This is a genomic window from Microcoleus sp. S13C4, assembly GCF_036700865.1.
Lineage (GTDB): Bacteria > Cyanobacteriota > Cyanobacteriia > Cyanobacteriales > Microcoleaceae > Microcoleus.
Genome location: NZ_JAUBPS010000065.1, coordinates 20789 through 33304, shown reverse-complemented (window position 1 = coordinate 33304; position 12516 = coordinate 20789). Strand labels below are relative to the sequence as shown.

The 12516-nt window shown below is 43.1% G+C and carries 11 protein-coding genes; 1 reads left to right on the top strand and 10 read right to left on the bottom strand.

The features are described 5' to 3' along the window. The 10 genes from QT996_RS22615 to QT996_RS22575 form a co-directional block, all read right to left on the bottom strand. Positions 1 to 3166 (bottom strand): amino acid adenylation domain-containing protein (locus QT996_RS22615; RefSeq protein WP_333049113.1); only part of this gene is annotated, 3166 nt, incomplete at its 3' end. Between the two features lie 46 nt (positions 3167 to 3212). After that, positions 3213 to 3587, bottom strand: a complete 375-nt coding sequence (locus tag QT996_RS22610; protein WP_333049110.1) for a beta-ketoacyl synthase N-terminal-like domain-containing protein — start codon at positions 3585 to 3587, stop codon at positions 3213 to 3215. A gap of 104 nt (positions 3588 to 3691) precedes the next feature. Next, positions 3692 to 3832, bottom strand: a complete 141-nt coding sequence (locus QT996_RS22605; protein WP_333049107.1) for a hypothetical protein — start codon at positions 3830 to 3832, stop codon at positions 3692 to 3694. 808 nt (positions 3833 to 4640) lie between these two features. Beyond that, positions 4641 to 4820, bottom strand: a complete 180-nt coding sequence (locus QT996_RS28725) for a transposase (protein ID WP_445304587.1) — start codon at positions 4818 to 4820, stop codon at positions 4641 to 4643. A 25-nt stretch (positions 4821 to 4845) separates the two neighbouring features. After that, positions 4846 to 5145: a transposase gene (locus QT996_RS22600; protein ID WP_333049103.1), complete on the bottom strand. Its 300-nt coding sequence runs from the start codon at positions 5143 to 5145 to the stop codon at positions 4846 to 4848. Between the two features lie 31 nt (positions 5146 to 5176). Further along, positions 5177 to 5536 (bottom strand): IS630 transposase-related protein, encoded by a 360-nt coding sequence (locus tag QT996_RS22595; protein WP_333049100.1) that lies wholly within the window; start codon positions 5534 to 5536, stop codon positions 5177 to 5179. 496 nt (positions 5537 to 6032) lie between these two features. Further along, positions 6033 to 7544 carry an MAC/perforin domain-containing protein gene (locus QT996_RS22590; RefSeq protein WP_333049097.1) on the bottom strand — a complete coding sequence of 504 codons (1512 nt, stop codon included), beginning with the start codon at positions 7542 to 7544 and terminating at the stop codon, positions 6033 to 6035. Between the two features lie 534 nt (positions 7545 to 8078). After that, entirely contained in the window at positions 8079 to 8315 is a 237-nt protein-coding gene (locus QT996_RS22585) for a hypothetical protein (protein ID WP_333049095.1), read from the bottom strand. 450 nt (positions 8316 to 8765) lie between these two features. Beyond that, a complete protein-coding gene (locus tag QT996_RS22580; protein WP_333049094.1) occupies positions 8766 to 9509 on the bottom strand; it encodes a hypothetical protein in 744 nt (247 codons plus the stop codon). A gap of 63 nt (positions 9510 to 9572) precedes the next feature. Beyond that, a complete protein-coding gene (locus QT996_RS22575) occupies positions 9573 to 10607 on the bottom strand; it encodes a hypothetical protein (RefSeq protein ID WP_333049093.1) in 1035 nt (344 codons plus the stop codon). A gap of 1054 nt (positions 10608 to 11661) precedes the next feature. Between QT996_RS22575 and QT996_RS22570 the strand changes: the two genes are divergently transcribed. Next, positions 11662 to 12438, top strand: a complete 777-nt coding sequence (locus QT996_RS22570; RefSeq protein ID WP_333049090.1) for a sigma-70 family RNA polymerase sigma factor — start codon at positions 11662 to 11664, stop codon at positions 12436 to 12438. The last annotated feature ends 78 nt before the right edge of the window (positions 12439 to 12516 follow it).

Here is a 12516-nt window from a genome sequence, read left to right as displayed (position 1 = left end):
AGTTGTATTCCCATTCTGCTACCAATCCATCAGCCGTATTCTCCATTGATAGGGTCAAATCAAACTTGGCTGTGACGATTTCCACGGAATACGAGCTTACCGCTAAATCAAGCAGTTCCATAGAAGGTACTCCTCCGTCGTCAAGAGCAAACATCACCTGGAATAGAGGCGTGTAGCTTAAATTGCGTGTTGGTTGCAATGCTTCTACCAACTGCTCGAATGGCAGGTCTTGATGCGTGTAACCTTGCAGCGCGACTTCCCGAACTCGATTGAGTAACTGGTCAAAACTGGGGTTGCCCGATAGGTCGCTACGCAGCACTAAAGTATTGACAAAAAAGCCGATTAGCCCTTCAAGTTCCCGTCGGTTGCGACCAGCTACAGGCGTCCCTACTACGATGTCATCTTGCCCTGAGTATCGGTAAAGAAATGTCTGAAACGCTGCCAAAAGCGTCATAAACAGAGTGACTCCCGCTCGCTTACTCAACGTGGCAAGTTCCGCGCTCAATTCTTTGGAAAAGGCTGCATAGTAATATCCTCCCCGGAAGGTTTGAACAGCCGGTCGCGCTCGGTCTGTGGGCAATTCTAATAAATTCGGAGCGTTCTTGAGTTGTTCCTTCCAATAGTCAAGTTGGGTTTCTAGTATTTCTCCAGTTAGCCACTGTCGTTGCCAAAGGGCAAAGTCGGCATATTGTACTGGTAACTCTGGTAAAACTGGAGGCTTTCCTGTACAGAAAGCTTGGTAAAGTTCTGTTAGTTCTTTGACGAATACGCCTAGAGACCAACCATCAGAAATAATGTGGTGCATGGTGAGCAGCAAGAGGTACTCGGTTTCACCTAGCTGTATTATCGTACCTCGGAGTAAAGGGTCTTGCTCCAGGTTAAAAGGTCGATTCGCTTCAACCGTAGCTAATCGTTTCACTTCAATTTCTCGTTGGCTCTCAGAGAGGTGCAACAAGTTCACAACTTCTAGTTGAAAACTAAGAGTTGAGGCGATAACTTGAACGGATTGACCTTCTACTGTCGCAAAGTTGGTACGTAACGCTTCATGCCGCTGGATAATTTCGTTGATGCTACTCTCTAAAGCGACTATATTAAGCTGACCACTAAGATGCCAAGCAAGCGGGATGTTATAAAAGGGGCTGTTTGGTTGTAATTGGTCGAGGAACCACAACCTCGTTTGAGCGAAAGATAATGGGATGGACTCTGACCTTGAAATTGGTAGAAGAGGCAGAGCTTCTACAGATTTTCCGTTTTTGAGCGCTATCTCAACCCGCGAAGCGAATTCGACAATCGTGGGAGCTTCAAACAAACTGCGTAATGGTAATTCGATCGATATCGTGTCGCGCACTCTTGAAATTACTTGGGTTGCTAATAAGGAATGTCCGCCCAAGGTAAAGAAATTGTCATGAACGCCTACAGAGTCAATTAAGAGGATGTTACCCCAAATGCTGGCTAACATTTCCTCAATCGGAGTGCATGGGGCTACAAAAGATTCTTCCAGTTCGGAACGCTTTTCGGGGGCGGGTAGGGCGCGGCGATCTATTTTGCCGCTAGGGGTGAGAGGGAACCCATCCAGCAGCACAAAAAAAGACGGCATCATGTAATCTGGCAGCTTTTCTTTTAGGAATTCGCACACTTCGCTAACACTGAGAACTTTCTCCGTTTTCGGTACAGTGTATGCAACGAGGCATTGGTTTCCAGGAGTATCTTCCCGTGCCATAACTACTGTTTCTTTGACTGTTGGATGTTGGCTCAATACTGCCTCAATTTCTCCGATTTCAATGCGAAAACCGCGAATTTTTACTTGATTGTCAACGCGACCTAGATATTCAATATTGCCGTCTGGTAAATAGCGGGCTAAGTCGCCAGTTTTGTAGAGGCGCGACTCTTCTTTTTGAGTGAAAGGATTGGGGATAAACTTTTGTTCGGTTAAGTCAGGGCGATTGAAATAACCTCGTGCTAAACAATCGCCTCCGATATACAGTTCCCCCGACATACCGATAGCAACTGGTTGCAGATGGCTGTCGAGAATGTAGATTTGGGTATTCGCAATCGGACGACCAATGGAAGGAAGTGCTGGCCAACTGCTGACTAAACTCGTTAGAGTCAACGCAGTAACTACATGGCTTTCAGATGGCCCATAATGATTGTGCAGCGTGCAATCTGTTAAGGTTGCAAACAACTTAGCAATAGAGGGAGTTATCCGCAACTGTTCGCCAGCAGTAATGACCTCACGCAAATTTGTGGGCACTAATCCCGCACTCTCCACTATCTCCGCTAGCTGCTGCAAAGCAACAAAGGGAAGAAACAGTCTTTCAACTTGTTTTTCTGCCAGCAAACGTAACAAAGTTAGCGGTTCCCGTCGCACTTCTTCTGAAATCAAGACCAGCGTCCCACCCGAACACCACGTAGAAAAAATTTCTTGGAAAGATACATCGAAGCTTACAGGCGAAAATTGCAGAGTTTTTGCCGAGATCGAAACCGTTGTATTCTCAAGTTGCCACAAAATCAGATTAGTAAGGGCGAGATGTCGCATTGCTACCCCTTTGGGCTTTCCTGTTGAACCCGATGTGTAGATGACATACGCCAAGTTTTCGCCCCTAACAGCACTGAAGGGATTAGACTCACTTGTTTGAGAGATTGCTTCCCAGTCCGAATCCAGACAAACTATCTTCGCAGGACTCAAAGGTAGTCGCTCAACTAAATGCTGCTGAGTCAACAATATTGACACTGAGGAATCTTCCAGCATATAAACTAAGCGCTCAGCGGGATATGCTGAGTCTAATGGCACATAAGCTCCACCCGCTTTAAGAATTCCCAATAATCCCACGACCATCTTAATGGAACGCTCTACACAGATCCCCACCAAAAATTCTGGCCCTACGCCCAGCCCTTGCAGGTAATGTGCCAGTTGGTTTGCCCTCGCGTTCAATTCTCGATAGGTCAATTGCTCCCCTTCAAAGACCACTCCCACGGCGTCAGGCGATCGCTCTACCTGTTCCTCGAATAGCTGGTAGATACATTTATCTATAGGATAATCGTTCTGAGTGTTATTCCACTCAACTAATATTTTATGCCGCTCTGATTCGGTCAAAGGCGGGGAAGCATAAAGTTTATCTTCTGGATTAACAGCCGATATTTCTGAATCTTTAAACTTGTCGATCATAAGATTGGGTGGAAGTTAATTTTCACCGATTGAGTGCTTTTAAAACTTACGGTTCGCTAACCAGCACCGAGGAGCAGGCGGTGTCAACGGTCAAACTTGGCTCTTTGAAGTTCAAAATATAGGAGAGATGGCGATTCACCATCTTTTGCCACGCCCGCTGCAAAGCGGGAATATCTATGTCTGAGCGGATTAGCGCCGTATCAAAAATATTGTAAGCAGCGCTTTGAGGATCAATTTGGTAAAGAAACCACAAGGCTTGCTGTCCGTAAGAAAGAGGAGAAAAGGATATGGTTTCTCCCGTGCTAGTATCTGAATAATTTTCATTCAAAATCGACAGGCTCTGGTCATCTTCCTCAAACTGTTCCGAGATAATTCTTTCTACATTCATCTCAGATTTTAAATTTTCATTAGGTTTTTTCATTACATTACACTGGGGGACGGCAACTGCTGCTACATTATAAGGCGCTTACAAAGAGCTACCAGGAATATCCGGGAAGTCCTTTTTTCAATAAAACCAAACTTTACTTAATCGTCGAACCCGTTGGCAATCCTGCCAAAATCTACAGATTCTACTACCTCGGGATTTTCTTGCAGATAGGTGGTTTTGTTGTAGTTAAGAAGAGTCATAATCCTGGTAATTAGATAATTCGTGTGTTCAATTGGCATGGGTTTCGATCAATGCTCATTTCAGTTCCAATCGCAGCCGATTTGAGCACGTTGCTATTGTTAGATAATTTTGTTAAGCAATAGGTGAATTATGCTATTACTGTTGTGTTCGTAGATGCCTCGCCTTCACTTAGAAGACAGTCAACTGCACCCACTGTCTTCCCATATCTTCCAGCACCTTTCAAAAAGTTGGCTCGGTACGAAATTTCTTACCGGACGCTGCTATTGCACCCCTGCGTCCGCTCTTGAATGCCTTGGCAACACTAATACTCTGATTTTTCGAGCCACCCTTGTAGATTCAATTTAATCTTTTGGTTAATCGTACTCATCAGCTCATCTATTAGCTATTTCTCTCAACTTCTGTAATATAAATAGAAAAATAGATGCCTGTCAAGGGAAATTAAAAATTTCCTTGTAACTTACGGAAAATGGAGAAGAAATGTCCAAATTTATATTTACTTCTAGAGCCAATGGTTCTTGAGATAATTTATACATTTTGATATCCAGTCGTCCATAGAGGATTTACTGATATAACAATAATGTACGCACTATTCTATAAATTACAAGCTAAAAAGTAGCCGTAATTTCACGGAGATGTGCGATCATCGCGCACACTCTGAACAATATGGTAGTAATTAAGTAGAAGCCCCTTTTGTAGCGTTAAACCCTGATTATAACTGTATCGTTTAAAAGCTATGAAAGTCTATTAATTGCTTCCACAGGTTCTGAGACCGCATCTTACAGCGTATTCCAAGTTTATGAAGTACAGTAGCAGCAGCTTGTAAACCAGTTTTTGAAGTGCTTAGTATTAACCCGCGTCAAGCGCAGTAGCTAGTAAAATGTCTACCATCTTGGTAGTAGTGGGCGAAAACTTACGTAAAAAAGCTTTGAGTTGTGACCACCATAATTCTATCGGATTAAAGTCAGGAGAATAGGGTAATAAATTCAGGATACTGGCACCAGCCCCTTGAATCAATGGTTCAATCACCGCCAATTTATGGGCTGGTAGATTATCAATTAACTTCGACTGCACCTTTCCCTAAGTTTGGCACTAAACATTGTTCTACAACAACTGCAAATGCCTGACTATCCATCGACCCATTCAGCGTCATTAATCCTACTACTTTTTTTAAGTTTATTGCTCCAATAACTGTTACTTGGGCACCCAGATAAAATGGTTTTAAATCATAGACTCTACTACCATATCTTGAACGTGCGTGGGTTCGTGTCAACCCCAATAAAACGCCCATTTCATCCAAAAAAACGAGGTTGTCCGGGTAAATATTTTTCACTTTATCCCAATATTCACACATATGAATTTGCACTCTTTCAGTAGCCGACTGACTACTGCGTACGGTCTTTTTTTCGCGTCAAATTTTGTTTTTGTAGTTCACGACACATCATGCTCGGGCTGACAGCTTCGTTGTAGTTCATCAGCCAATCTTCACAATATTCTGACAACGTGCTATCCGGATATTTTTCTACCACTTGGGTCAATTCAATTGTGCGCGAGTTTAACACACTTTTGAGGCTTTCACCCTGTTTTCTGGGTTGAACATGACCAGTCGTTTGTTTTTGTTTTAAAATTTTTTGAACAAACCCTTTACTCACATCAAATCTGGCGGCTACTTTCCTAATTGATGTATCACCTTGTTCATAGATTTTAACTATTTTCTCACGCAACTCTATCGAATAGGGTTTCATTTTTTTCGCTTATGTACTAAATAAAGTGTATCATATATACATGGAATCTGCTGTATCTCTATAATACTTCCTCTCCCCCGCCTTTGTAAGTCGGAAAAGTCGGATCGTTGCGTAAACTCCTACACATTACGAAGATAACTTATGTCTTAAAGAGGATGTCAATCAGAATATAGCTGTAATAGGTAAATCTTCCGTAAATATCTTTTTTGAAGACAAAATAAATTGAACCATCCGAGGTAACAACACAGTCAAAGCAGCGGATTTCCCAATTCGGCATCGCAACAGTGTAGCGTGCTAGCGCGATCTGCTGGAAGCAGCAGCGATCGCGCGAGCACACTTTCAAAGAAACCGACTCGATGAAAGCCTGCTACACTTTCAGTTAGTGGAAGGGCTAGGGGTGATAGCGTTCTTCATCGCTTACACCCGTAGCCTCACCCGTCGGGAGGTTTAAACCTCTGCGCCAACGCAATTTTTGATTACTTTTATTTTCAGTAATTTATTGCACAATTTGGCTGTAATGAAGCTCAAAATTCTTTAAGTCATTTTCCGCATCCTGCTTATAATCTTTGCGTGTATTTGCCGTATGCCATGCAGCATACCAACACATTCCTTTGATATTTTCAGCTAATTTTTCAGTAACCTCTTTAGAGTTTTTCAGAGATTCAAAGTGTTCCTCAAATCGATTTTTGGCATTTTCAGCATCGTTTTCATATCCTGCACGTTTGTTTGCCGTATGCCATGCAGCGTTCCATGCTCCCCACTTGATATCGTCTAGTGCATTTTGGCTTAACTTAAGTTCGAGATCGTCTACCGCTTGACTCACATTTTCGGAGTGTTTTTTGAAGCTTACCTCATCCGTTCCAGCATCCCCTTTATATTTGTCCCCTGCACGTGTGTTTGCCGTATGCCATGCAGCATGCCATGCCATCAACTTAATCTTTTCAGCCACTTCCTCTGGTAACTTGTTTATGGGAGTGGGAGTGGAAAGGATTTCCTTGCATTTCTTCTTGAGTTCCTCGTCTAGAAAATCGGTAATTGGCTTAAGGTCTTCATACCCGACTATCTGCCACTTATTGAGTGTTAGTGAGCTTATCCATTGTGCGCCATTGTTAATTAGTGCTTCGTCTCCCCCTTTTAACGTCATTAAGTGTTTCCTGACAGCCTGAGTGCTACTCTGTGAAGTTTGATTTTGGTTGCCACTTTTGTAAGCGCCGCTTGCACTTGGAGTAAACTTTAACATCTTCAACTCCGCTTCAAAACCCGCTCCAAATTCTTGAGCTTTAACCGTTTTATCCTCCTGGCCCAAAAAGGTTTCTGTGTCTTCGGCTAAGATTTTACCGCCGATGATATAGGTGGTTGGAACAAAGTAGCCGTATTCTTGAAATACTTTCCTTAAGTCGGCAACGTTTTCAGCGCGTTCAACGCTCTGTTTAAACTTCTCGGTTACCTGTATGGTCTCCTCTTTTAGAATCACTTTAGTCTTCTGTACGATGCGCTGTGCCACCATAAACAATTGGTTTTTTTTGCTGTGCGAACGAGATTCTGAGATACTTGTGTAACTAGCACTTAAACCAAACGTTGTGCTCAGCCAGGAAATAGGGATTCCAACAGAAGCACTGACACTCTTAGAGAGCATCTTATAAGCTTGTTTTTCCCATTCTGTGTAGTAAGCCTCATTTTGGTCTCTGGTTTCAACTTCGTTCTCCACATCTTCTTCTGAGATGGCTTCACTTAATTTAACTCCTGGTCGATTCACATGTTCCAGCCCTTGCGAAGTGACCTTCAAAGCTGCTGGGAATTTAAAACTCTCAAGCAGTGGTTTTAACGTATCCCACTTTTGTACGAAATAAACTCCCTTGTCGTCAGTTGTATGACTTCCTTGATCATTGATCAGAGTTTTTTTAGGTGCGTTCTCCCAGCTCGAATTTTCGTTTAGGTTTGGTTTAAGCTGTGGCGCAGGTAAATTCTGGCTTTCTAGAGGAGTTTTGGGTGTTTGTTCGATAGACATGACGTACTCTTCTCACTATGGTTAAAATTTTGAACTAGGGCAAACTTGGATTTTTGCTTTTCGTCTCTACCTCTTAATGACGATTTCCAGAAGCAATTTATGAATTGTTTTAATTAAAACTTTTTTCTGAGCTTGATGCACTTCATAAAAAATAGGAGAAGCGGCAAAAGAGCGATCGTACTCTCATCCCCAAATTCTACTAATTGAGATCGCACCCCTTCGTCTTAAGCTCAATCAAAAAGCGATCGCACTTCCTTCCATCAATAATAAAGAGGAGCGCTCAATTCATTATCCTTAAACTCTACCAAAAGAGGAGCGATCAATTCATCATTCTTAAACTTTACCAACCGCGAACGCTCCCCTTTGTCTTACTTAAGTTCAACCAAAAAGCGATCGCACTCTCATCTCCAAGCTCTACAAACTGCGCTCACTTCAGAATGCCATTTACCTGTCCTTTCCATACGCAAAGGCTTGTAGATTCGTTTTGAGATTTACCTGTATTTTCTGCACCACTGCCCCCTATTACAGAGCTTGTTAGTCGAGGTGACAGATTGACCGCATTTTATTATAAAACCCTCGATTGATTTCCGCATTTCCGATCAACTGATTGTATTTCTGGTAACACTGGGTTAATGCTTGAGGGGGGTTAAATTGTCCCATTGTGCCATCCCATTGCTTTACAGCATTGCATATATTTACTGCTTGTCCTCCCTCGCCACAATCGGCATAAAACTGAGTGGCAATGTGTTCTCCCTGTTCATATGGAGTCATGGTTGTTCGCTCCTGTTTGTTGGTTATGGATATATCTGACCTTCCTTTGTCACCTTTCTAGCTTTGTTGCAGTCCAGTGAGCTGTAAGGTATTCACATCTTAATGACGCATCCATAAAGTAATTTCTGAATTTTCTGAGAGCTGGGACACCATACAACTTCATGATTTCTTGGAACTCTGGGGTCGGGCTGCGGAGGAGAGGGCTGCTTTTATCTATCTTACGTTTTTTTTGGGGGAGCTACTTACCCGGATTTGGTATAAGGCGCGCAGGCAAGGAGTATTGCGATCGCTCACTTGAAGGAACAAGGATGGACTTCGTGAGTGAAAAGGACAACCTCAGCCAGGACAATGTGAGTTCGACGCGCGAACCCTTCGCCATTGGTTCCGATCGCCAAAAGTTGCCCTGACCCTTTAATAATTTTGCTTTTTGCAAATTCGGGATGCTCCCGGTTAAACCGCTTGAGGTTGGATTTTTTCAGCCGACGTAATCACACAAAATCGGCAAAGTGAACCCAAAAATTCCACTAATTTATAATTAGCGACAAACATATAGCGCTCGCGCCGCCAAATTGGAGAACTTTCTTGTCGCGCCCAACGATAACCAGGGTAGCTATACTGCCACAATTCTTTGTCGCTTTCTAGGAGCTGCATCAGTTGAGCAAGCACCTCATCATCCCAAAGCGGAGTCGCTTCTTTACCCACCATATCGCTGGCAGAGCGGTTATTAGAAAGCAGAGCTATCTGATTAGCAAATAACACTTTTTGGTCAGACATCTGGGTAATATAAACCGGATGCGGGGTGCGGTAAAGTTCGTTCAAATCTAAATCAAGTTCCCCAATCAGATTGGAAAGCTGTTGATTCTCATTAAAGCTTGTCATAAAGCTATCCTTTAATAATTTTTGTGGGTTAAGCTGGGGGATAAATTGCTGGTCGATGCAAAAAATTTCTAACTTAGGGATAAAATCAAGTCCCAGGCTTTCTTTTAATCCATAAATGGCTAAAGAAAGAATATTGATTTTTTTAAATAAACGAGCCGCAATCGTTGCCGATGGGCAATTAAAACGCAGGGTTTTTGTATCTCTTTTTAAATCAATCTGAACCTCCTCTAAAATGTTTTGAATGTCCTCTGCTAAAAATTTGTAAATAGCCGAACAAACAACCGACTGAGAAGCTTGTTTAAATTCTGTTTCCACAGAAAGATTTTCATTGTTGTTATCCTCATAAAACTTCGACATGGCAGCACCCTTTTTTTTGTTTTATTTGCCGTTGTACTTACAACTTTCAACACTGGGTTCATGGAAGGGCTCATCTTCTGCCAACCGATGAGAAAAGTGTGTATCCACATCGGAAGCGTCTAAACCTTCTGAATCCGGCAGTGTAGGCCCATCTCGCAAAGCTATTAACTCTTCATGGTCATAAAGGTTTCCATCAGGCTTGCGAATAAAAATGCCAATCCACAGCAACTCTCGGTTATCTGGAAGTAACTGACCTCTAATAATTTTGGCAATTCTTGTTGCCTCTAAACCAGCTTCTTTCCCTTCCCGCAGAATGCGCTCCTCAAACTGCTCATAACTCAAGCTATTTTTGACACGATATTCCTCCATTAATAAATAAAAAGTATTGCTTTGGTATTCCCGCATTTGAAGCAACCCTAATTCTTGAAGATTGAATAATATAAGGTCACGCAGTCGGTTATCAACGCGCACCAGACTTTCAAGAGACAAATCCTCGGCAAGTTGGCAAATAATTTTGACCAAAGCTTCTTTATCAGATGGATTGACTTCAAAGTGTAGAAGCTGCGAGTTGCTCTTCGCCTTTGCCTTTGGTGGGTCAGCCTTAGCATCGGGAGATTTGCCCCTATCAGCAGAATCACGCAAGTTTGAGCCTCCCTGCAATGCGAGTAAATCGGCCCACTTCGCTGCATCCTGCAACACTTGGATCGTTTCGATTAAAGAAAGCGTCCGTAACCAAGCTCTGAATTTTGCAAAGGTCATAATTGACCGCGTTCTGGGTCGCAACTCATCACCTTCTAACCCCGCTTCTAAATCTGTTAATTCCCAATCTCCGCGTAAATACGCCTCTATCAACTCAGGGGCTAAACCTGACATTTGGCATAACTGTGGTAAGAGCAATTCCCATACCGGATCGCTCGGAAATGCTCGCGCCGTTTCCCAAGCACTGTAGGTGGGCAGCTTGATTCCTAAGCGAGCGGCAAATTTTTTAACGCCTTCTAGCCCCCGAATGTACTTGAGCAGTTCAGAAAATCTTTGCTTTTTTTCTTGGGATACCACTATAGTAAAAGCCCTGTATGACTCATTTTTATGCCTTACTCTGAGTATCTAAACCCATTAAAGGCGATTGTTGTGTATCTTATCTATAGCCTTTCTCAGGTAGAGGAGGTATTGTTGAATTCCTTTAAGGGTAAGGTTTTTAGCTTCAAAAATCTACCTCATCTGCCTAATAACCGCTATACACAATTTTAAAACTTAGACCATCTGCTGCCCCGCAGCGTTTGGTGCATACAAGTAAGTAGGCCTACATAATTAAAGTAAAAAAAGCCCACCCGCCTGACCTCTTGATTTCTATGCTTTTCAGCATAAGCAGGACTCCTAAGCTGGCATAGGGTTTATTTATGTTCGCCTAAAGTGGCTAGTTGTCGCAAAGCCTTTTGCTTGCGTTGTTAACATTTCTTTACACAGTCGGGCATCTCCTTGCTTGACACATTACTAGCTTGTCCTTTACCTTTATAACATACAAGTCACAGAATATGTTGTTTGTATGTCTACTACCCAAGCTATGTCTCATCAATCGGGCGGCCATGTCGCAACAGCTCGATGGGAAAACTTTTTATCCAAAGCTTCCCTAGAGGATTTTGGCTTACGGGGTGACAATACCTCTGAAACCTTTATGGGATAAAGCGTTTACCCTCCTGAACTTCCCTCATGCTGGGCAGCGATTATTCCTGGGCTTATTGAGAATTAGGATAGTAGCGATCGCCGCTGCTCCTGATTCTCCGTTATTGACTCACGAAAAAGTCGCTTCGGCGTAGCCAGCGTTCGACTGAGCGCTCACGCCGAAGTCCGCAGGCATCGCACGCACATAATTTTTTGGAGGTAGATCAACTCAAACCCTTGTAAGCGTATTTCTTTCAACTTGCTTGTCACCCCGTCAGCAGAAGTTGTCTACTCAAATGATTAACGAGTGCCGCCGTTGTGTACCAGCATTCATCGCTTTGTTAAATCAGCTTGAATGCGGGACTGACTCGTGCAGCAATTTCTGCTGCAGATTTAATGCCTTTATATCCAAAGCGTAATTTTTTCGGTCGGTCATTAATTACTTTCACGTATGAAATTAGATTCTCAAGGTGCTACCAATACACAGCGGGGCGACTCCGACAATTATCCATCAGATATGCGCCGAATATTTTGGCAGCACTGGCAGCAGTATCGAGAGTATCTTTACCGTTGCTGCATTAAGTGGATGGGCAACCTAACCGATGCTGAAGATGCGCTTTCACGGGCGATGCTTAAAGCGTGGGAAAAGGTGCAAAAGTTTGCGGGAAAGATTGTTAATTTTAAAGCTTGGCTGACGAAGCTGACACGCAATTTGTGCGTGGACATTTATCGAGAACGCGATCGCAACGCAAAAAGAGTTGAGAATATAGAAGTGTACACCTCTATTGAGGAGAAAGGACTGGTTTCCCCAGATGGAACGCCCGAAAGTACCTTGGAGACGGACGAGAAAAAAAATGTGATTTGCGGCGCTATTGATAACTTACCGACAAGGCTGCGCGAGACGTTTATTTTGCACTTTCATCAAGAATTATCTTATCCAGAAATAGCCAAAAAGCAAAAGATTTCCTACCAGAATGTCTGCAAGCGGATTTCCCAGGCGCGGAAGATTTTGCAAGAGGAGTTGAGGGGATATTTTATCGGGGAGGAGGAAACGGATAGGGATAAATCTGTTCCACCGACTGCAACAAAGTCGGGAATAGGCGGAATGTCCCTTGGGAATAGGGGAGTTAAAGCGATAGGAGGGGAGGCGGTAGTTTCAGATGCGATGGAGGAAGTAGAGAAGGAGCGCGCGAGCGGTGCGGGATTTTGCCTTTTCTTGGAAAACTGAAATTAAGTTAGTATCTACCGCAGTATCTTTACTATTTCTGTGCCAGTTAGAAAAAAACGCTTCTGACTCAAAAAATTC

Coding starts and splice junctions, on each gene's coding strand:
- QT996_RS22585 (WP_333049095.1), bottom strand. CDS start 8,315: ATGACTCCATATGAACAGGGAGAACACATTGCCACTCAGTTTTATGCC.
- QT996_RS22600 (WP_333049103.1), bottom strand. CDS start 5,145: ATGTGTGAATATTGGGATAAAGTGAAAAATATTTACCCGGACAACCTC.
- QT996_RS22590 (WP_333049097.1), bottom strand. CDS start 7,544: ATGTCTATCGAACAAACACCCAAAACTCCTCTAGAAAGCCAGAATTTA.
- QT996_RS22595 (WP_333049100.1), bottom strand. CDS start 5,536: ATGAAACCCTATTCGATAGAGTTGCGTGAGAAAATAGTTAAAATCTAT.
- QT996_RS22605 (WP_333049107.1), bottom strand. CDS start 3,832: ATGCCAATTGAACACACGAATTATCTAATTACCAGGATTATGACTCTT.
- QT996_RS22610 (WP_333049110.1), bottom strand. CDS start 3,587: ATGAAAAAACCTAATGAAAATTTAAAATCTGAGATGAATGTAGAAAGA.
- QT996_RS22570 (WP_333049090.1), top strand. CDS start 11,662: ATGAAATTAGATTCTCAAGGTGCTACCAATACACAGCGGGGCGACTCC.